Here is a 19,824-nt window from a genome sequence, read left to right as displayed (position 1 = left end):
TAGAGAGCAGTCACTCAGTTTTTAGAAAAAAAGGTTTCGGATGGTCTCATTCCGAAACCTTTTTGATTTTATTTGTAGCAGGTAGAGAACCATAACTAGATCAATAAGTGCCCTACGTTCCAATCAACGGTCAAGTCAAGTTCAAAGAACAACACCTTTTTTATTCAGCCGCTTTCCTGTATGTTCTTAATTTTTCTGACATGAAAGGAAGGAACCTGGTAATAATAACAGGGAAAGCATGTAAAGGGGTGAAATCTATGGGGCAAAATCGTCAATTTAAGCCGGGTCAGAAGGCACCTAATAATGGGACCTACGTAGAAATCGGTGAAACGGGCAGCACGGTAGTGAATCCGAAAATGGTAAAGCTTGATGCAGGGGATTCTTTTCCTGAAACATCCAATCATAACCGGATATGGACATATAAGCGGAAGCCATGAAACATTTAAAAGCAGGAAAAAGGAATGATCGCCCTCCTTCTTCCTGCTTTTTTTCTATTCAGCAGAATAACCGAATATATTCGAGATTTCCAAACAGCACTTCCTTAAATAATGGCTTAAAGGGTCTTCATAATGATCAGGAATGCTCTCGGTGAACCCAACGGCAGTGATCGCTCCCAATAATTCCGAATTATAATTAAAAACCGGAATGGACATGGAGGAAACGGATGGTACAAGAGGCTCTTTGGCAAAAGCTATTTTGTATTTCCGAATTTCATCATATTCATTTGTTTCTTTAAGGAACGGACCTGTAACATTACGATCTTTTTCAATCCATTCCGCCGTCAATGAAGGATCCTGAAATACAGTGAATACCTTTCCGGAAGAGGATGATGGTGGAAGTCTCGTACCTAACTGTGCCCCGATGTTTAAGTTTTGGTTGGAATTCCATATCTTCGCAGTGATTGGTCCATCGTATGTCCAAACGGAAAAAAGGACCGTACAAGAAGTATGGTGACTGATTTCCTGTAAATAAGGAGTTATTCTGCTCGTTACATCCTCATTTCCTATCGCTGCCATTCCGTATTGAATCAATTTGCTCCCAAGGTGATACATACCGGTTGTCTTATCGCGATATAGTAGCTCCAGTTGAGTCAAAGTATTCAAATACTTATAAAGATTACTTTTCGTTATATCCGTTAATTCCTGTATATCAGAGAATCTTAAAGGAGTTCTTTGGGAAGCAAGTAAATCTATGATGCTCATCCCTATTTGTAATGATTGAATCGTCGAACCGGATTTTACGATTTCCATAAATCAATCTCCCTAATCTGTTTTCATTTAGGTCTAGTATATCAGAATCTGTAAAATATAAATGAAATTTAGCAGAAAAACCGCTGGCTGCTTGAAGCTATCAATATCCTTTCCTATTAAAAAATAACTTTAGCGCAGTTTTTATTGATTCCGAAGTACTGATAATGGTGTAGATGATAACATTTGTACAAAATTTCGCAATACTTTCTTGACAATATTCCGAAAATTGAGTTATTATTTATATAAATAGTGAACAGTGTTACCTATAAGTGAAATTAATAAGATGCACAGTCATTCAAATACTGGTATGCGACGCAATCCAGCAGAAACGGAATGGTGGCATCAAAAAGAGTCATTAAAAAATCCAGATAAATAAAGGAGAATGAAATATGAAATTAGTAACTTTCAGCAGTCAAGGATTTAAACGTATTGGTGCAATTTACCCGAATAATTTAGTAGTTGACTTGAACTATGCCTATCAAGCGCTTCTTGAAAGCGAAGGGAAACTTCGCAGCGAACAAATCGCTGACGCGTATGTCCCTGCAACAATGGAGGAGTTTTTACAGGGAGGGAATGAAAGCCTTTCCATTGCGCAAAAGGCTGCGGACTTCGCTATTAACAATCGTGATTCCTTCAGACATAAATTGGTACATGAAATTGAAAATATAAAGCTTGAGGCCCCTGTCCAAAAGCCAAGCAAAATTATCTGTGTCGGACATAACTACCGTGAGCATATTGCTGAAATGGGTCGTGAACTGCCTCCATACCCTGTGGTATTTGCAAAGTTCGCCAATACAGTAATCGGTCCCCAGGATGATATACCGTTTTTCCCAATCTCAGAACAACTAGATTATGAAGCTGAATTCGCTTTTGTGGTCGGACAAAGGGCACGTAATGTTTCAAAAGAAGATGCTCTTGATTATGTAGCTGGTTATACAATTGCGAATGATGTCACTTACCGTGATATCCAACGGCGAACACTTGAGTGGCTACAAGGGAAAACGGTTGAAGGAAGTGCTCCGATGGGGCCTTGGTTAGTCACTTCCGATGAACTTTCCGATCCATCTGGCTTAAATGTCCGATTAACGGTAAATGGTGAAGAACGCCAAAAAACGAATACATCTAACTTCGTATTCGATGTGAAGTATCTAGTTGAATTCTTATCGAACTTAATGACTCTTGAACCAGGTGACATCGTACTCACAGGAACACCGGGTGGCGTAGGGGTAGCCCGTGATCCACAAGTGTTTTTAAAAGATGGTGACGTTGTCAAAATCGAAATAGACAAAATAGGTTATCTTGAAAACCGTGTGCGACGTGTCGGGGAGGGAAAATAAAATGGCTTATCAGGAAATCGGGACTTCAATCCAATCGGTTCGACAATCAATCGACCACATTCTTGAAACAGCGGCAAACCTACCGGAAGATACAATCCGATTTAAACCAGCAGAGGATGAATGGTCAATCATGCAGATACTTTCCCATTTAGCTGAAGCCATTCCTTATTGGTTAGGTGAAGTGGAAACTGTTATAGCGATGCCTGGAGCCGAATGGGGGCGTGGATTGCAAGATCCAGCCCGATTGGCAGCAGTTACAGATACAGACAAACTTGCTGTTGAAGTTGTCATGAAGCAAGTGGAGGAGCTTAAATACGAAGTGGAGAGCAGTCTAGGGAATTTAGATGAAGAAACACTATCCAAAGAATCGCCACACCGGAATTTCGCTAAATTCGGAAACAAACCAGTTTCTTATATAGTCGATCACTTCATCGATGAGCATGTTTCAGGACACTATGATCAAATAAAGCGAAATCTTTCTAAAATCCAGTGAGGCAAGATAAAAAAGAAAGTAGGGATTAATATGGCTGAAAAATCGGAATACATGAATAGTACAATCGTAAAAGATTTTACAAAGGATATTCAGCAGTATAACCTTGGGCCGCTGTGGGAAGCCATTCCCGCTCTGATGGATCATGAACCTAAACCTCATGCGCATGCTTATTTATGGAAAGAAGAACTTTTAACAAAAAAATTGATGGAAGCGGCTGAAATATTCACACCTGACCGAGGCGGGGAGCGCAGGGCCATTTATTTTCAAAACCCTGGACTCACTTATCGTCAGCCTTGGGGATGGGCTTCGACAACACAAACGCTATATGCAGCGGTCCAGCTATTGCTGCCAGGTGAAGTGGCCCCTTCCCACCGTCACTCCCAAAGTGCACTTCGTTTCATTACGAATGGTGAAGGTGCTTACTCCATCGTGCAGGGAGAAAGGATCTTCATGGAAGAAGGAGATTTCTTGATCACGCCTAAAAACCTATGGCATGGTCATGGACATGTTGGCGATAAACCGATGATTTGGATGGATGCCCTTGATATCCCAACCATCTATTCCATAGGCGGCACTTTCTTTGAACCATATCCTGATCGGATTGAAACGCCTAAACGGCCCGATAATTTTTCAGAGCTCCGTTATCAAGGCGGAATGGTTCGTCCAGTATCCGACCGTTATTCACAAGTGGCACCGCTTGCCAACTACAAGTGGAAAGGCACCAAAGCAGCGATAGAAGGTTTAATGAATTTCGAACCGGATCCATATGATGGTTTCGCCGTGGAATATATCAATCCATCAAATGGCCAAACGGCCAATCCGACGATGGGGGCATGGATGCAGAAACTTCCGAAAGGTTTCCATACGAAAGCACATCGCCATACCCATTCCACAATTTATCAAGTGCACCAAGGATCAGGCTATACGGTAATTAATGGAGTGCGTTTTGACTGGTCAAAGGGAGATTATTTCGTCGTTCCAAATTGGGCATGGCATGAGCATGTTGCAGAAGCGGATTCTTACTTGTTCTCAGTAAACGACCTACCAATAATGGAGAGATTCGATTTGGAGCAGCAACAGGCATTAGACGCAAACAATGGTTACCAAAAGGTTGAAAGTGAATTCAAGCCTGTTTTGGTTTGAAAATAATCTGGTTGGAATCTTCAGCTTAGATCCTGATGAATATATGGAATGCCAGTCGAATGAAAACGCTTACTGTGGTAGTGATCCGCAACATTGGCTAAAAGCAACTAAATATAGGGGGAATTGATGATGAACACAGAAAATAAACCATTCATCGTTATCGGTGGGGGAATTGGCGGATTGGCAACTGCTTTAGGAATTGCAGAAACAAAACAATATGTAAAAGTCCTTGAACAAGCTCCCGAATTTGGCGAAATTGGTGCAGGGATTCAACTTGCAGCAAATGCCACCAACGTCTTGCAGCGTTTAGGGGTCATGGATAAAATCAATGAAATTGCAGTATTTCCAAAAAGATTGGTGCTGATGGATGCCTTTTCCGGAAAAGAGCTTTCCGCATTGGATTTAGGTGATGTTTATAAAGAAAGATATGGAGCACCGTATGTTGTCTTGCATCGTTCCGATTTGCATAAAGTACTGGCTGAAGCCTGTGAAAATAACCCGTATATTGAACTGGTTACGAACCAAACCATTATTGAAACGGTAGAAAATGAAGGTGAAGTGACGGTTACTTCTGCCAACGGGTCCCAACATTCAGGAACCGCTGTTATTGGAGCCGATGGATTATGGTCCAAGGCACGGAAGCTTTTTGTGGAAGATCAACCGATCTGCTCTCAATATGTTGCATACAGGGGAGCGATTCCGATGGAAGAGGTTACGAGCCATGGAGATTTAGATGATGTTTATATGTGGATTGGACCAAACCTTCATCTTGTTCAATACCCGGTTAGAAGGGGAGAACTATACAACCAAGTAGTGGTGTTCAAAAGTTCTCAATACACGGAAGAAAACGAAAAAACAGATCAATGGGGAACTCCGGAAGAAATGGACCGTGTGTTTGCCGGAACGTGTGAGCTTGTTCAGAATGCGATTTCATTTATCCAAAGACAACGCCGCTGGCCAATGTATGACCGGTTACCAATCGATAATTGGACAAAAGGAAGAATTACACTTACGGGTGATGCGGCACATCCGATGCTTCAATACTTGGCACAAGGGGCTTGCCAGGCTTTAGAAGACGCAGCTTATTTGTCGGATATGCTTCATAAGCATGGGAATGACATTGAACAGGCATTTTTGAAATATCAAGAGGAACGCATACCACGCACGGCTAATGTTCAATCGAGCGCAAGAATTTGGGGGGAAATCATCCACAATACGACCGATGCAGGCATTCTTCTCCGAGATACGATCCTTGCAGGTCGGACGGATAAGGATTTCCAATTCGTCGATGAATTTCATGGATACAATAAAACGGCCGTGAAAGCATAAGCCATTTTGTTACATCCAATCAGTGAGTTTATGCATGGTACAAATGGGTCTGCTTTTCTTCTATCGCTTGTGTTTTATAAGCTGCATTTGCTGCTCGTGGAATGAATAGGCAAACTGTTTTGTACGATCTTTATTTATTTCAACTTGAAGGCGTCATTGATACGCTCGTGTTCCCTACGAACGATTTTCTTTTCAAATCTCTGCTTATTCGCACTGGCTTTCACATGTGTGGAAATGAAAGAGAAGTCAATGGCAGCCGCCATTTAAACGAACCAAATGGTTCGCGGGCATAGATTTATGTTTAGAAAATACCCTCATCACCTCAAGTTTTATTAATTCTAAGTTTAAAAACAATGAAGACTTTTGGCAAAAGGGTTCTATCTAAAAGTTAAAACAAAGTCGATTGGAACGGAAGGTACGAGACTCCTGCTTAGAAAAGCGAGTCCCGGGGAGACCCCGCAGGCGCAAAGGCGCCGAGGAGGCTCCCGGACCGCCCGCGGAAAACGAGTGCCTGGAGTGTAAATCAACGTTCAAATGTACAAACCCTAAAACAAACTGTAGACAAACTCGATTTCCATCGATTTGTCTACAGTTTGTGCCTTTCTTCTATTTGAAGAAAGGTTTTTTCCGTTTATCCTCCATACCTACTGCATTTTTTATAACTTTCCTTTACATGGGGAAAATTAGAAGTATAATGAAAATATAAAGGTCAAAGTTGGTCAAACTGTGTGGTAATTCGTTCATGATATAGATGAATGGGAGGTTTTAAGATGGATATGAATAAAATGACGGAAAGAACCCAACAGGCGTTCATCAGCGGCCAGGAACTAGCCAAAGATAGAGGGAATCCCGAGCTGACGGAGCTTCATTTATTAAAGGCCTTAATGGAACAGGATGAAAGTTTATTAATCAGGATTTTATCGGAATCTGGTAAACCGATGAATCTATTTGATATAGAGCTAAATAAGGAACTGGATCGATTACCGGAAGTGAGCGGTAGTGTTTCCCAGGTTTACATGTCATCCTCCCTGCAGCAAATGTTGACGGCTGCCGAAAAGGAAATGCAGATGTGGGAGGATGAATACTTATCTGTCGAACATATACTCCTTGCTTCGCTGCAGGTCAATAAAACGAATGTGAACAGGCTTTTTTCATTATATGGAATTGATTATGATAAAGCAAAACAGGTTATAAACGATATAAGGGGGAATCAGCGAGTGACTAGTCAAAATCCTGAAAGCACTTATGAAGTACTGAAAAAATACGGCAGAGATCTCGTTGCTGAGGTTAAATCGGGGAAGGTTGACCCCGTAATCGGCCGTGATACGGAAATCCGTAACGTCATCCGGATCCTTTCACGTAAAACGAAAAATAATCCTGTATTAATAGGAGAACCCGGAGTAGGTAAAACAGCCATAGTCGAGGGGCTGGCACAAAGGATCGTCCGGAAGGATGTGCCTGAGGGATTAAAGGACAAGACCGTTTTTTCACTTGATATGAGTGCGCTTGTCGCTGGTGCCAAATTCCGCGGTGAATTTGAGGAACGCCTAAAAGCGGTCTTGAATGAGATCAAGAAAAGTGACGGTAAAATTCTATTATTCATTGATGAATTGCACACAATTGTCGGTGCAGGAAGAACGGATGGCGCACTTGATGCCGGAAATATGTTAAAGCCGATGCTTGCTCGCGGTGAGCTGCATTGTATCGGTGCAACGACCCTTGATGAATATCGGCAATATATTGAAAAGGATCCGGCTCTGGAACGCCGTTTCCAACAGGTTCTGGTTCCTGAACCGGATGTTGAAGATACGATTTCAATTTTGCGGGGATTAAAGGAACGGTTTGAAATTCACCATGGCGTCAGGATACACGATCGGGCGATCGTTGCGGCCTCTGTCCTTTCGAACCGATATATAACGGAGCGATTTTTACCGGATAAAGCGATAGATCTCGTGGATGAAGCATGTGCGATGATTCGAATGGAAATCGACTCAATGCCATCCGAGTTGGATGAAATTACGAGAAAAGTCATGCAACTTGAAATTGAAGAGGCGGCCTTGAAGAATGAGGAGGACCCTCAAAGCAAAGCAAGGCTGGAAGTGCTTCAAAAAGAACTATCAGAACTTCAGGATCAAGCGAATAGCATGAAATCGAAGTGGCAAATGGAGAAATCAGCACTTCAAAAGGTGCAGGATCAACGTGAAGAGCTAGAGAAACTGCGTCATGAGCTGGAACAGGCAGAGAATGACTATGACCTTAACCGGGCCGCCGAACTTCGGCATGGAAGGATTCCGCAGCTTCAAAAAGAATTGGAAGCAATGGAAGACGAATTGGAAAAGGAAAAACAGGAATCACGATTGCTTCGCCAGGAAGTGACGGAGGAGGAAATTGCCTCGATTGTTGCAAGGTGGACGGGGATTCCGATTAGCAAGCTGGTGGAAAGTGAAAGGGAGAAGCTGCTTCGCCTATCTGATATTCTGCATGAACGCGTAATAGGTCAAGGAGAAGCGGTGGAACTCGTATCCGATGCTGTTTTAAGGGCAAGGGCCGGAATTAAAGATCCAAACAGACCAATCGGTTCATTCATTTTTCTTGGGCCAACGGGTGTAGGTAAAACCGAACTGGTAAAAGCTTTGGCAGAAACGTTATTCGATAGTGAGGAACATTTGATTCGAATCGATATGTCGGAATATATGGAGAAACATTCGGTGTCCCGCCTTGTTGGTGCACCTCCTGGATATGTTGGATTTGAGGAAGGCGGCCAACTTACGGAGGCTGTTAGGAGAAACCCATATTCAGTCATATTATTGGATGAAATTGAAAAAGCGCATCCGGAAGTCTTCAATATTTTGCTTCAAATGCTGGATGATGGAAGGATAACAGACTCCCAGGGAAGAACAATCAACTGTAAAAATACGGTGATCATCATGACTTCCAATATCGGATCCCATTTCTTATTGCAGTCCAACCGGGTGGATGGCGGAATTGAGGAAGAAATAAAAGATCAGGTCTTTAAAGAGTTAAGAGGGCATTTCCGTCCGGAATTTTTGAATCGAGTTGATGACATTGTATTATTCAAACCTCTGACAAAACAAGAAATCGTTAAAATCGTAGATAAAATGGTTCATCAATTACAAGTAAGGTTAACTGAACAAAGTATAGTCCTGAATGTTACTGTAGCGGCTAAGGAATTCATTGCAGAACAAGGATATGATCCGGTATATGGGGCAAGACCGCTGAAGCGATTCATCCAAAAGCATCTGGAAACGAAAATCGCCCGTAAAATCATTGCCGGGACTGTTGAGATTAAAGAAGGATTAACGATTGATTATGATCACGATGAATTGGTTCTCATATAAAAACGTTGAAATGTAGTTTACCCGTAAGCAAAGAACGGTATAACAAAAAGGACATCCTATAAAGGATGTCCTTTTTTGCTTCTTAATGTTGATGAGAGTCTTTAGCTGGCCCAGCAGGCAAGATAGCCGGGATGATGAAAATCAGGATAGCAGCAGCTAATCCTAAAATCGTTCCCTGCGCAGCATCGTATGAAACTCCCATCATGGAAGAAACAACATATACAGTCATATGCACTAATAAGAATGTCCAAAAAATTGTCCAAGCATAACGCATCGAATTTCACCTCATTCCACTACATTCATTTTTATCTTACCATAATTAATATACAGTTAAAACGTGTTTTTAATAATAACCTTTAAATAATTCAATACATTAAATCATAAGAGAACTTTTTCAGGCAGACTTGTTGGTTTCAAACTTCAAAAGGGAAATCATACCGAAAAAATAAAAGTGAAAACTCCGTGCTTGGTTAATTAAAGATAAGAAGTTAGGCGTTTCCACTGACCCTTTCTATTTTCCGTCATAAATTAATATAGTAGTAGTAATATTCCTTAAAGGAGTTTGAACGATGGAACAACGAACTTTTCAAATTGATGACCAATGGAATATCATCTATTATCCAGAACGGCCCAGTGGTTTTTCCGTAATGGTGATTGGAGACCGTAGTCATTTTGTCGAAAAAGAAAGCAGCTTTTGGCTGCAGCATCCTGGCAGGCTGCAGATATTGGAATATTTAAAGGAAAACGGATACACCCTATTTTCATCTAATTTTTACGGAGCAAACTGGGGCAGTCCTAAAGCACTCGAGCTTTCCCTTAACCTATATATTCTGTTCATGAAAAAAGAAATAGTCAATCAAAAAGTTCATATATTGGCAGAGGGGACAGGCGCACTCCTTGCCTTAAAGTTAATGAATGAACTTGGTAATAAAATACGGTCTGTCGTGTTGATAGATCCGGTTTTTTCCTTGAAAGCACAACTGGAGAAAGAAAAGGAAAATAAATTCTTCTATAAAAAGTGGCTGTCCGAGGTCGCTGCTGCATTTGAGCTCGATCCGATAGAATGTGAACAGCATATACTGGACACTGAAGATTCAATGATTGCAGAGAATATCCCCATGAAAGTGATTCAGGTTTTTGGAAGCTTACGGAAAGAGCAAGCCTCCCTTTATCGGCAAATCCAGCTGGCTAGAAAAGCAGACTTGCAGCTGACGTATATATTGCCCGAAAAACGATATAAAATCCCCTATCAAATACAGAAGTTTTTCAATGAGAATGAAGAGACTTTATGAGAAGAGATATATTTTTACAATAGTTTGCATACGATACAGCATCTAAAAAAACTAGACGTGCCGGGTGAAGTGGGCTTTATGGCATACGAGGAGGCTGTATTTATGCAAACAAACATTGTCATTGGCACTTATCGATTTGTGGGATTCTATGTGACTCAATATTTTTTGAACCAAGGGAAAGAAGTAATCGGAATCGATTGGGCTGATTCCGAAGCAAGTCAATATATTAAGGAAGAAAAGGAATTTGAAATAGGCAGGAATTCAAATTATCTATACTTTCCGATAAATAAACTTAAATTATTGGATATTTCACAGCAGGACACGGTGTTCATATCTTGTTACGATATTCAAAGCGGAAATATGGACAAAATCGATTTTGTAATAGGAGAAATCGTTTCCTTCATCGAGAAATGCAAAAAAAATGGCAAGAATGAAACGCCAAATTTCGTACTTTTCATGCCCATTGAAAAAGATGCCGGTATATTTCAGTCGATATTAAGCTTGATTCGTGAAATGGATTCTGCAAAAATCATATTTTTACCGACGATTTATGGACCTTGGCAATCGGAAGGCATGAGCTTTGAAGCTGGAATCAATCAGCTTGGACAGTCTGATATCAAAGCGGCAATTGCTGCCGAATATACTGGTGATGCTCTCTACATCACTGATTTTGTAAATGCTTTGGAAGCGGTGCTTACCACAAGTTCCGATAGGGACATCCAATTGTGCAGCAGTATTGATGATCATTGGGAAAAATGTGCCAAGTTGATATTTGTTGAAAGTTTGGATTCATTCACTTCCGAATCAACAACTAAAGTCAATAAAGGAACAATATTTGAAGTACAATGCAAAATGGAACCGGAAGAAGGCATTGCATTACAAAGAAAACATAATAAACGATTAAACTTACTTAAAACGTGGAGAAAGCGTGATTAACATTTTCGTTATTTGGGAACGACAAAACTGTATATTTGCCTATAATCTATATGTCTTGTACTATAATGTTCAAGGATAGGGATTTTAACATCAAAAGAAATTCGTGATTTTATATGTACGCCCTTTACGAAAGGGTTCAGTGGAATTATGATAATATTGAGCTTATTTAGGCATCACAATGATCAATTGATGAATATTCAAAAGATAGGGGGAAATGCGAATGAGTTCAGATAAAACTCTTGAATTTATGGGAATCGCCATGAAATACTTCCCAGAGGCTAAAGCGAAGCTTGAAGCAAGCGGGATTCCATTCTCAATGGAGATGGCAGAGCCATTCATGGAGCTCTTTAAAAGCGTTATGCAAGAAGCTTATGAGCTTGGTAAACAAGATGCTCAGCGTTAATTAAAGGCAGGCTGTCCGGTAAAAGGGCAGCCTTGAATTTTTTTATTCTTTTTTCAAGAACTTGGCGATCAATGGGCTCAGATTGATTTTATCAATGGTTGGTTTGTATTGACTGTATAAGCCCATCATGGTCTCAACGCTCGCCATCAATTGCATGTAATCAACCTGCGTTTCCTCTTGCTCCGGTTCATTTTTCCTGCCAAACATCAAATTCGAAAAATGATCATCGGGTTGTTTTCTCTCCCTGTTGCGATTGAAGATGTCCAAAATGAATTCCTCCTATTCTCCTTTTATTTATAATGTATGTCCCAAATTTCCCTTGGCATAGGCGCTTGTCCGACTTCCGAAAGAGATTTCTTTAGCTTTTCAAACTGTTAACTCTTGCAAGGAAGTCTTTTTTTATATAAAATTAGTACCAGGTAATAATAGATGATTATAATAACTCATTAAAATATAAGGGGATGGCAAGATGAATGCTGGAATACTAGGGCTTGGTCGCTACTTACCCGACAAAATCGTAACAAATGCGGACCTAGAGAAAATTATGGACACTTCTGATGAGTGGATTCGGACTAGGACGGGTATTGAGGAAAGAAGAATTGCCAAAGATGATATTGATACATCAGATATGGCTTATGAAGCTGCAAAAGCTGCATTGGAAAATGCGAAAATTCCGGCTGAAGAGATAGATTTAATTCTTGTAGCCACTGTTACACCGGATCAGTCATTTCCTTCTGTCGCTTGCATGATTCAAGAGAAATTGGGAGCGATGAAGGCAGCTGCAATGGATGTAAGTGCTGCATGTGCCGGTTTTATGTATGCAATGATCACGGCACAGCAATTTATTAAGACAGGTGCATATAAGCATGTGCTGATTGTCGGTGTTGAAAAACTTTCGAAAGTAACCAATTGGGAAGACCGCAATACTGCTGTACTTTTTGGTGACGGAGCTGGTGCAGTTGTACTTGGACCTGTATCTGAAGGCAAAGGAGTCCTTTCCTTTGAATTAGGCGCAGATGGAACCGGTGGGAAGCACCTATTACAGGAGGGAGATTTCATTCATATGAATGGACGTGAAGTATTTAAATTTGCTGTCCGTCAGATGGGTGAATCCAGCCTGGGTGTCTTGGACAAAGCTGGTTTGACGAAAGAAGATGTGGATCTGCTTGTCCCGCATCAAGCTAACATACGAATTATGGAAGCCTCAAGGGAACGCTTGGATCTCCCTCTTGAAAAAATGACAAAAACGATTCATAAATATGGAAATACTTCTTCAGCGTCCATTCCAATGGCCCTTGTGGAAGAAATGGAAGCAGGAAGAATCAAAGACAATGACTTAATCGTCATGGTCGGGTTTGGTGGTGGCCTTACATGGGGGGCGATCGCTCTTAGGTGGGGTAAATAAAAGAAGAAGCAAAACGTAAGTAAGAGCTTTAAAAATAGGAAGGAGCCATTTTTAAATGACTAATCGTCGTGTAGTTGTAACAGGTATTGGAGCAATCTCTCCAGTTGGTAATGATGCAGAAACTGGATGGAAAAATATAATCGAGGGGAAATCGGGGATAGGACCTTTAACTCGTTTGAATGCTGAAGAATATCCCGTTAAAGTGGCTGCTGAAATCAAGGATTTTGATATAGAAACATATATAAATCGTAAAGAAGCACGTAAGATGGACCGTTTTACCCATTATGCAATTGCAGCTTCCGTTATGGCATATAATGATAGCAAGCTGGAAATAACCGATGAAAATGCTACACGTGTCGGAGTCTGGATCGGTTCGGGTATCGGCGGGCTGGAGACACTTGAGACACAGCATGAAAACTTTTTAAACAGAGGATATAAACGTGTAAGCCCATTTTTCGTACCAATGATGATTCCGGACATGGCAGCTGGCCAGGTTTCTATCTTACTGGGTGCAAAAGGAATCAATTCTTGTACGGTAACGGCCTGTGCAACAGGAACTAATTCAATTGGTGATGCGTTTAAAGCCATTCAACGGGGCGATGCCGATGTGATGATTACAGGCGGGGCCGAAGCGCCAATCACAAAAATGTCGGTTGCAGGCTTCTGTGCAAATACGGCTTTATCGACAAACCCTGATCCACAAACGGCTAGCCGTCCTTTTGATCTTAACCGTGATGGTTTTGTAATAGGCGAAGGAGCTGGAATCATCGTTCTGGAAGATCTTGAACATGCATTGAATAGAGGAGCCAAGATTTATGCTGAAATAGCTGGTTATGGCTCAACTGGAGATGCCTTCCATATTACCGCTCCGGCACCAGGCGGAGAAGGCGGGGCAAGAGCGATGAAAATTGCAATCGAGGATGCAGGTCTGAATCCTGAAGACATCCAATATGTGAATGCCCACGGAACGAGTACGCCTTACAATGACAAATACGAGACGATGGCAGTCAAAGAAGTCTTTGGCGACCATGCTAATAAACTTGCAATAAGTTCCACTAAATCGATGACAGGCCATATGTTAGGGGCAGCAGGCGGTGTGGAAGCGATTTTCACGATTCAGGCAATCAGGGACAGCATTTTGCCTCCAACCATCAATATTGAAACACCAGACCCTGAGTGTGATTTGGACTATGTCCCGAATCAAGCAAGGAAGGGCGAAATCAATGCAGCCATCAGCAATTCACTTGGATTCGGTGGACATAACGCAACTATTCTTTTCAAAAAATATCAATAAGTTTGAAGGAAGAGCAGATCTTAGGGATCTGCTCTTTTTATGTTGAAGGGAAAATTGCAAATACTAGGAATTAAAATGTGTCAACCGCCTTCTTTAAATCATACGATAGTCAATAGAAGCGGAGGTGTATGGGAAATGGGAGTCATTTCAACCAATGAATGGATGAAGAAGGATTTCAACCGCCCAGTCCGGATGATGGAAAGAGTTAAAGGTACATTCAATAATACCCTTGATGCGGACATGATTTATCATCATTTATTGAAGCATGGCATGTATTCGCCGAATCAAAAAACAAAACAAACATGGGAAGACTTAAACGAAAATAATGTCTGGGAGAAAACACAAAGGTTGTTTACAGCTTATAAGAAGCTATGGGGTGGGCCTGATGTTCCCATATATATTTTTCCGCTCATGTCTTCAGGGATATGGAATAAAAAAATTGAAACGAAGTCAGGGGTGGCATTTGAAGATAAACTATTCCTTTTTTACGGCAAGGGGATAGCCGAAAAGGAAATGGAGGCGCTGTTGATTCATGAATATCATCATGTTTGCCGTCTGCATCATTTGGAAAAGGACCAAAAAGAATTCACTCTCCTGGATACGATGATCATGGAAGGACTGGCGGAAAGAACGGTGGGGAAATACTTAGGAACAAAATTTTTAGCTAAATGGACTAAGTTATATCAAGAAGATAAACTAAGAGAATTTTGGAGTAAGCATTTAGAGGAAAAGCACACGATAAAACGTACAGATCCCCTTCATGATGCACTTCTGCTCGGGACGAAAGGATACCCATATATGCTTGGATACTGTAGTGGCTATTACCTGGTGAAAAATTCTGAGAAACTCTCTGTGAAAAAATCGTTCATTATTCAATCTGAAGAATTCCTATCTAAAAAGAGTTAATATATACGTTCTTTTTTTCTTAATCTGTTTTCTAGAATAGGAATAAATTGTATGGTTCCTGCCTATACTGATTGACAAACAGAAATTTGTTTAAGTGAGGGATGAATGATGCTATATCTTCATGATGTATGGGTTAACTGGTTTGAAGGAGAAGAAAACGGCTATAATATTTGTCATTTTCATGAATGGAGGAAGGATGACGGGATCGAACTACTAGATCAAGTTCCTTTGTTGAAAGTGTCATCAACATTGTTCCACTACATAGAAAACGACTTGTCAGAATTACCTAAGCCACTTCTGAATGATGTATATCAAAAAGCGTATGCAAGGAAAAATCATGAACGAATTCAGCTCGACTATTGTTTTATCGTGACTGACGGAAATGGAATCTTAGCTGTTGATACGATAGGGTATCATATTCCGATTAGGAAAAGCAGAATAATTCCCCGGCAGGAACAAATTGTTTATGACATGATAGAAAACCATGATGAGATGGATTACACCTTTACTGAAAAACCTACATCTGAGAAAGAATATCATATTTTGTCGCCGTCTCCCTTATTCATGAACGGTTTGACAAGAAAAGAAAGACAGCTTAAGCAATTGCTATTCATGGCCATGGACCAATTATTCACGGCGAAAAACACGGCTGAAATCCGCTATTGGTATACAGAATGGGCTCCTGAGAAATATGAAAGCATTCAAGAAATGGATTTTCAGATAGCTTGGCTTGAATTATATGAAGAAATGAAGGAAGGCTGGTCAGATAAGCACCTTCAGCTTTGTGAAAACCTTGTGAAGGGGCAGCCTTTCTTTGAAAAGCTATGGCAAGTGGAGGCTGGCGATAGCCCATCAATATTATAAAAAAAGACGATCCGTTAAGGATCGTCTTTTTTTATCTCTTTCTGCCAAGTCCCATGCCATTATACATTTTTCTGATCATTTTATTGGCTTCCATGTTCGCCCTTTCCGCACCGCGGTCCAGAATTTCATCCAATTCAGGCGAATCGATCAATTCATTATAGCGTTCCTGAATTGGCAGGATTTCTCCAAGAACGACCTCAGCCAAATCACTTTTAAAGTCACCATAACCTTTGCCCTCATACATCTCTTCAATTTCCGAATAGGTTTTTCCGCTGAAGATGGAGTATATGGACATAAGGTTGGAAACACCCGCTTTGTTTTCCTTATCGTAACGGACAATTCCTTCCGAATCGGTAACTGCACTCTTGATGTTTTTTTCGATTTGCTTCGGATCATCCAATATCGCAATCGTTGCCTTTTTATTAGGATCGGATTTGCTCATTTTCTTGGTTGGTTCCTGAAGGGACATGATACGGGCACCTTCTGTAGGGAGGCTGATTTCCGGGATTTTAAATATATCATTATGCTTTTTATTGAACCGTTCAGCCAAATCCCGTGTCAATTCTAGATGCTGTCTTTGATCTTCCCCGACAGGAACTACATCTGTACTATAAAGGAGGATATCGGCAGCCATCAACGGAGGGTAAGTAAGCAGTGCTGCGGATACCCCTTCTTTGCCAGCAGATTTGTCTTTAAATTGCGTCATTCTCTCAAGTTCACCAATATAGGATATACTCTGTAAAATCCAGCCTGCCTGGGCATGTGCTGGTACTTCTGATTGAATGAAGATGGTATTCTTTTCAGGATCCAGGCCAATGGCCAAATATAAAGCGGCCAATGTTTTAATGTTTTTCCTTAACTTAATGCGATCCTGTGGTACTGTAATTGCATGCTGGTCAACAATACAAAAGAAACAATCATATTCATTTTGTAAGTTTACGAATTGTTTCATTGCTCCGATGTAATTTCCTAAAGTAACGGAACCGGATGGCTGAATGCCGGAGAAAATCCTTTTCAACTGCTAGTCACTCCTCTAAATGCGTTTATTGATAAATGGATATTCGCTCTTCATTATTGTAAGGATAAATAGAAAATGAATCCACTTTCTTTGAAAGAAATGTGCATATACCTGTGATGGGAAATGCTCATTTAAATCTTGTGGAGGGCCGTTTTGTCCTGTATCGATGCCATTTTTGAGAATACGAAATGTCCACTATACTGTATTTTAGCATTTATTCATATTAAATGTATAATCGAAACGGCAAACAAGCCAATAGAACGGATTTTTCGCTCTTTTTTTGAATATGGAAGAAATGAAGGGTTCAAGGAAAATCAATCCGTTTAACATATTTCCCAATGAGCAGACCATTTTAGGGAAGAATACTCACAAGGGAATGCAGGGTTGTTGAACGTATTCTCATTTTGTAAGTCAGTTTTTTTAATTATTTATAATATATAGGAGTAAAGTTAATTGTTTGTGGTATTAAAGAAAGGGGTTTATTATATTTGCTGAATATTGATGACTGATGGCGAATGAGGTGGAGAAAATGAAACCAATGAGTAAATGGTTGATGACAGGAATGTGTATATTCCTGATTCAACAGCCAGTTCATGCACAAGGCATGAACGAAACCAGGCAGGTAGCATTAGAAAATAAAGAATTGCCTGCGAGCGTCCCGCGTTTCGTTTTTGATTCGGGGTTGAAATTCGACTATCCGGATGCTGTGCGCGGAATATATGTGACAGGGCCTGCAGCGGGCGGCAATAAATTGAATGAACTTATTAAATATGTAGATGAAACCGACTTGAATGCGATGGTCATTGACATTAAGGATGACAAGGGGAACGTAACGTTTAAAACCGAAGATCCAGATTCCCCATATGCTGGAATTGGTAAAGACTATATAAAAAATCCAAAGGCAATGCTGAAAAAATTGGAGAATAAACAGATTTATCCGATTGCAAGGGTAGTCGTCTTTAAAGACTCACTTTTGGCCAAAGAGAAGCCCGAATTATCATTTTTAGATGGCGAAAAGGTATGGAAGAATGGTCGAGGGGATGCCTTCGTTAGCCCATTCTTAAAAGAGGTGTGGGATTATAATGTCGGTATTGCCATTGAAGCCGCAAAGATGGGTTTTAAGGAAATTCAATTTGACTATGTCCGTTTTCCCGAAGGATTCGAAAATAAAGAAGATGATTTGAAATATGACGTCGGTGAATATGATGAAGCGAAAGTGAGTCATACAGCCAAAAGGGTTCAGGCAGTGACAGATTTCGTAAGTTATGCGAGGAAACAACTGGAGCCATATGATGTGGAAGTATCAGTGGATATTTTTGGATATGCAGCTACATTGCCTGAGGCTCCGGGAATAGGGCAAAACTTCACAAAAATCTCTGAGAATGTCGATGTCATTTCCTCGATGATCTATCCGAGTCACTGGACATCTTATTTTGGTATCGATAAACCTGATTTGGAGCCTTATAATCTCGTTAAGGAATATGCGAAATTGGAGAACGGGAAGCTGAAGGAATTAAAAACTCCACCTACTTCAAGACCTTGGCTACAAGACTTTACTGCCTCATATTTAGGTGAAGGGAATTACCAAAGGTATGGAAAGGAAGAAGTGGAAGCCCAAATAAAAGCATTGAATGATAATGGTATTGATGAATACTTATTATGGAATGCAGCAAATCGATATACAAAGGGAGTAGACTATACCCCATGAAAAAAAGGATGACCTTGGAAGAGCCTTCCGGTCATCCAATTTCTCTCTGAATTACCGCTTTTTATTCCCGCCAACTTTACTCCACCCTGACTGAATTCGTTTCGATTGATCGAAAATATGAGAGTGACGTTTCCCGCCAAACCATTTTTCGCCGATGCTATTCGTCACTACGCCATTCACAGCTGTAATGCCAATAACGCAAGCAGCGACTAATAAAAAGTCCAAAAAGTAACTGATCATCAAAACCCTCCTAATATTTTCAAGCTATTCAAGTTCCATTGTAGTGGATAAGAAAAAATCTGGAAAGTATAATCTAGCAAATGAGGAGATTAAATTATGAATTGGTACGATAAGCTGAACCAGTATTTCCCTATTGAAGAAATGAAGTCCAAAGAACATATAGAAGTTCTTTTAGAAGATAAGCAGGAAATATATAAAAAGGATGAAGGTCCCGACCATGTTTTATTGTATGTGGAAGGAGAAGAGTTTATATTCGTTGATTACCTTTTTGTATCAAAGAATTCAAGGGGGCAGGGACTAGGAAGGAAACTAATTCAAAAACTGCAAAAAAAGCAGAAAACGATCTTGCTGGAAGTAGAACCAGTACAAGAAAATGATGACGATTCAATTAAAAGGCTGAAATTTTATAAAAGGGAAGGATTCCAGCATGCCTCTTCAATTTCCTACTGTAGAAAGTCCCTTGCCACCAAGGAGAATACCCCTATGGAAATCCTATATTGGCCAGCAAATCCATCAGTTGATGAAGAAGACGTATTTGATTTCATGAAAGAGATTTATTCTGAGATCCATACTTACAAAGATGATGACCTATATGGGAAATCTTATCAAGATGTAGAGGATGTACTAAGCTTGAATGCAAGTCAGGAAACGGATATTTTTAAAGAGATGGAAATTTAGGAAAAAAGGGGCCTGGCGTTTAACCGGCCCTTTTTAGTTTGTCGAAAAAAGTACGGTGTACAAGTGGAATAAATTCGGGAACGGTCGAATAAAGTGCGGTGTAGGTCGAATAAAGTGCGGTGTAGGTCGAATAAGGTACGGTGTAGGTCGAATAAAGTATGGTGTAGGT

General features: G+C 40.5%; 20 protein-coding genes and 1 pseudogene. 15 read left to right on the top strand and 6 right to left on the bottom strand.

Annotated features, from left to right (window positions below; all coding sequences use genetic code 11):
- Positions 1-257 precede the first annotated feature (257 nt).
- On the top strand, positions 258-437 hold the full coding sequence (locus ACFVS1_RS15640) for a YjzC family protein (RefSeq protein ID WP_034314546.1): 180 nt from the start codon (positions 258-260) through the stop codon (positions 435-437).
- Between the two features lie 54 nt (positions 438-491).
- Here the strand turns inward: ACFVS1_RS15640 and ACFVS1_RS15635 are convergent, their stop codons facing one another.
- Positions 492-1,250 (bottom strand): IclR family transcriptional regulator, encoded by a 759-nt coding sequence (locus ACFVS1_RS15635; protein ID WP_241590624.1) that lies wholly within the window; start codon positions 1,248-1,250, stop codon positions 492-494.
- A gap of 389 nt (positions 1,251-1,639) precedes the next feature.
- Between ACFVS1_RS15635 and ACFVS1_RS15630 the strand changes: the two genes are divergently transcribed.
- The 4 genes from ACFVS1_RS15630 to ACFVS1_RS15615 all read left to right on the top strand — a co-directional run bounded on the left by ACFVS1_RS15630 (position 1,640) and on the right by ACFVS1_RS15615 (position 5,552).
- Positions 1,640-2,587, top strand: coding sequence for a fumarylacetoacetate hydrolase family protein (locus tag ACFVS1_RS15630; RefSeq protein WP_387548641.1), 948 nt, complete (start codon positions 1,640-1,642; stop codon positions 2,585-2,587).
- Position 2,588: 1 nt separating this feature from the next.
- Positions 2,589-3,080, top strand: coding sequence for a DinB family protein (locus ACFVS1_RS15625; RefSeq protein ID WP_387548639.1), 492 nt, complete (start codon positions 2,589-2,591; stop codon positions 3,078-3,080).
- Between the two features lie 30 nt (positions 3,081-3,110).
- On the top strand, positions 3,111-4,223 hold the full coding sequence (locus ACFVS1_RS15620; RefSeq protein WP_101224122.1) for a cupin domain-containing protein: 1,113 nt from the start codon (positions 3,111-3,113) through the stop codon (positions 4,221-4,223).
- A gap of 126 nt (positions 4,224-4,349) precedes the next feature.
- On the top strand, positions 4,350-5,552 hold the full coding sequence (locus ACFVS1_RS15615) for an FAD-dependent monooxygenase (protein ID WP_387548637.1): 1,203 nt from the start codon (positions 4,350-4,352) through the stop codon (positions 5,550-5,552).
- A gap of 96 nt (positions 5,553-5,648) precedes the next feature.
- Here the strand turns inward: ACFVS1_RS15615 and ACFVS1_RS15610 are convergent.
- Positions 5,649-5,800: pseudogene (locus tag ACFVS1_RS15610) on the bottom strand (IS5/IS1182 family transposase); the annotation flags it as partial.
- Between the two features lie 522 nt (positions 5,801-6,322).
- On the opposite strand from ACFVS1_RS15610, the gene clpB reads away from it, so the two are divergent.
- A complete protein-coding gene (clpB, locus tag ACFVS1_RS15605) occupies positions 6,323-8,911 on the top strand; it encodes an ATP-dependent chaperone ClpB (RefSeq protein ID WP_387548635.1) in 2,589 nt (862 codons plus the stop codon).
- A gap of 82 nt (positions 8,912-8,993) precedes the next feature.
- Here the strand turns inward: clpB and ACFVS1_RS15600 are convergent, their stop codons facing one another.
- Entirely contained in the window at positions 8,994-9,185 is a 192-nt protein-coding gene (locus ACFVS1_RS15600) for a YjzD family protein (RefSeq protein WP_352921979.1), read from the bottom strand.
- A gap of 295 nt (positions 9,186-9,480) precedes the next feature.
- Here ACFVS1_RS15600 and ACFVS1_RS15595 point away from each other — a divergent pair, with 295 nt between their 5' ends.
- The 3 genes from ACFVS1_RS15595 (at position 9,481) to ACFVS1_RS15585 (ending at position 11,542) form a co-directional block, all read left to right on the top strand.
- On the top strand, positions 9,481-10,203 hold the full coding sequence (locus tag ACFVS1_RS15595; protein WP_352921978.1) for a hydrolase: 723 nt from the start codon (positions 9,481-9,483) through the stop codon (positions 10,201-10,203).
- Between the two features lie 102 nt (positions 10,204-10,305).
- A complete protein-coding gene (locus ACFVS1_RS15590) occupies positions 10,306-11,139 on the top strand; it encodes a Rossmann-fold NAD(P)-binding domain-containing protein (RefSeq protein WP_387548632.1) in 834 nt (277 codons plus the stop codon).
- Positions 11,140-11,359: 220 nt separating this feature from the next.
- Positions 11,360-11,542: a ComZ family protein gene (locus ACFVS1_RS15585; protein WP_034314525.1), complete on the top strand. Its 183-nt coding sequence runs from the start codon at positions 11,360-11,362 to the stop codon at positions 11,540-11,542.
- Positions 11,543-11,584: 42 nt separating this feature from the next.
- Here ACFVS1_RS15585 and ACFVS1_RS15580 read toward each other — a convergent pair whose 3' ends face one another.
- Positions 11,585-11,809 (bottom strand): hypothetical protein, encoded by a 225-nt coding sequence (locus tag ACFVS1_RS15580; protein WP_352921975.1) that lies wholly within the window; start codon positions 11,807-11,809, stop codon positions 11,585-11,587.
- 202 nt (positions 11,810-12,011) lie between these two features.
- Between ACFVS1_RS15580 and ACFVS1_RS15575 the strand changes: the two genes are divergently transcribed.
- The 4 genes from ACFVS1_RS15575 (at position 12,012) to ACFVS1_RS15560 (ending at position 16,011) form a co-directional block, all read left to right on the top strand.
- Complete coding sequence (locus tag ACFVS1_RS15575; protein WP_352921973.1) at positions 12,012-12,947, top strand: beta-ketoacyl-ACP synthase III; 936 nt, start codon at positions 12,012-12,014, stop codon at positions 12,945-12,947.
- A 55-nt stretch (positions 12,948-13,002) separates the two neighbouring features.
- A complete protein-coding gene (gene fabF, locus ACFVS1_RS15570; protein WP_387548629.1) occupies positions 13,003-14,241 on the top strand; it encodes a beta-ketoacyl-ACP synthase II in 1,239 nt (412 codons plus the stop codon).
- Positions 14,242-14,376: 135 nt separating this feature from the next.
- The gene (locus ACFVS1_RS15565; protein WP_387548627.1) at positions 14,377-15,147 is read left to right on the top strand and encodes a DUF2268 domain-containing putative Zn-dependent protease; all 771 of its coding nucleotides are present in this window, start codon (positions 14,377-14,379) and stop codon (positions 15,145-15,147) included.
- Positions 15,148-15,255: 108 nt separating this feature from the next.
- Entirely contained in the window at positions 15,256-16,011 is a 756-nt protein-coding gene (locus tag ACFVS1_RS15560) for a YjbA family protein (RefSeq protein WP_352922679.1), read from the top strand.
- A gap of 31 nt (positions 16,012-16,042) precedes the next feature.
- Here the strand turns inward: ACFVS1_RS15560 and trpS are convergent, their stop codons facing one another.
- The gene (gene trpS / locus ACFVS1_RS15555) at positions 16,043-17,029 is read right to left on the bottom strand and encodes a tryptophan--tRNA ligase (protein ID WP_387548625.1); all 987 of its coding nucleotides are present in this window, start codon (positions 17,027-17,029) and stop codon (positions 16,043-16,045) included.
- 562 nt (positions 17,030-17,591) lie between these two features.
- On the opposite strand from trpS, the gene ACFVS1_RS15550 reads away from it, so the two are divergent.
- Positions 17,592-18,737: a putative glycoside hydrolase gene (locus ACFVS1_RS15550; protein WP_387549389.1), complete on the top strand. Its 1,146-nt coding sequence runs from the start codon at positions 17,592-17,594 to the stop codon at positions 18,735-18,737.
- 51 nt (positions 18,738-18,788) lie between these two features.
- Here the strand turns inward: ACFVS1_RS15550 and ACFVS1_RS15545 are convergent, their stop codons facing one another.
- On the bottom strand, positions 18,789-18,977 hold the full coding sequence (locus ACFVS1_RS15545) for a hypothetical protein (protein ID WP_387548623.1): 189 nt from the start codon (positions 18,975-18,977) through the stop codon (positions 18,789-18,791).
- A gap of 96 nt (positions 18,978-19,073) precedes the next feature.
- Between ACFVS1_RS15545 and ACFVS1_RS15540 the strand changes: the two genes are divergently transcribed.
- Entirely contained in the window at positions 19,074-19,655 is a 582-nt protein-coding gene (locus ACFVS1_RS15540) for a GNAT family N-acetyltransferase (protein WP_352921966.1), read from the top strand.
- Positions 19,656-19,824 lie beyond the last annotated feature (169 nt).

The sequence above is a fragment of the Peribacillus sp. NPDC058075 genome (assembly GCF_042885195.1).
GTDB lineage: Bacteria > Bacillota > Bacilli > Bacillales > DSM-1321 > Peribacillus.
This window is presented reverse-complemented; position numbering and strand designations above follow the sequence as displayed.

Excerpts from the sequence above, each read along its gene's own strand:
- fabF (WP_387548629.1), top strand. The coding sequence starts at position 13,003 with ATGACTAATCGTCGTGTAGTTGTAACAGGTATTGGAGCAATCTCTCCA.
- ACFVS1_RS15635 (WP_241590624.1), bottom strand. The coding sequence starts at position 1,250 with ATGGAAATCGTAAAATCCGGTTCGACGATTCAATCATTACAAATAGGG.
- ACFVS1_RS15620 (WP_101224122.1), top strand. The coding sequence starts at position 3,111 with ATGGCTGAAAAATCGGAATACATGAATAGTACAATCGTAAAAGATTTT.
- ACFVS1_RS15590 (WP_387548632.1), top strand. The coding sequence starts at position 10,306 with ATGCAAACAAACATTGTCATTGGCACTTATCGATTTGTGGGATTCTAT.
- ACFVS1_RS15560 (WP_352922679.1), top strand. The coding sequence starts at position 15,256 with ATGCTATATCTTCATGATGTATGGGTTAACTGGTTTGAAGGAGAAGAA.
- ACFVS1_RS15640 (WP_034314546.1), top strand. The coding sequence starts at position 258 with ATGGGGCAAAATCGTCAATTTAAGCCGGGTCAGAAGGCACCTAATAAT.
- clpB (WP_387548635.1), top strand. The coding sequence starts at position 6,323 with ATGGATATGAATAAAATGACGGAAAGAACCCAACAGGCGTTCATCAGC.
- ACFVS1_RS15540 (WP_352921966.1), top strand. The coding sequence starts at position 19,074 with ATGAATTGGTACGATAAGCTGAACCAGTATTTCCCTATTGAAGAAATG.
- ACFVS1_RS15615 (WP_387548637.1), top strand. The coding sequence starts at position 4,350 with ATGATGAACACAGAAAATAAACCATTCATCGTTATCGGTGGGGGAATT.
- ACFVS1_RS15575 (WP_352921973.1), top strand. The coding sequence starts at position 12,012 with ATGAATGCTGGAATACTAGGGCTTGGTCGCTACTTACCCGACAAAATC.
- ACFVS1_RS15585 (WP_034314525.1), top strand. The coding sequence starts at position 11,360 with ATGAGTTCAGATAAAACTCTTGAATTTATGGGAATCGCCATGAAATAC.
- ACFVS1_RS15545 (WP_387548623.1), bottom strand. The coding sequence starts at position 18,977 with ATGATCAGTTACTTTTTGGACTTTTTATTAGTCGCTGCTTGCGTTATT.
- ACFVS1_RS15595 (WP_352921978.1), top strand. The coding sequence starts at position 9,481 with ATGGAACAACGAACTTTTCAAATTGATGACCAATGGAATATCATCTAT.
- ACFVS1_RS15565 (WP_387548627.1), top strand. The coding sequence starts at position 14,377 with ATGGGAGTCATTTCAACCAATGAATGGATGAAGAAGGATTTCAACCGC.
- ACFVS1_RS15600 (WP_352921979.1), bottom strand. The coding sequence starts at position 9,185 with ATGCGTTATGCTTGGACAATTTTTTGGACATTCTTATTAGTGCATATG.
- ACFVS1_RS15550 (WP_387549389.1), top strand. The coding sequence starts at position 17,592 with ATGTGTATATTCCTGATTCAACAGCCAGTTCATGCACAAGGCATGAAC.
- ACFVS1_RS15625 (WP_387548639.1), top strand. The coding sequence starts at position 2,589 with ATGGCTTATCAGGAAATCGGGACTTCAATCCAATCGGTTCGACAATCA.
- ACFVS1_RS15630 (WP_387548641.1), top strand. The coding sequence starts at position 1,640 with ATGAAATTAGTAACTTTCAGCAGTCAAGGATTTAAACGTATTGGTGCA.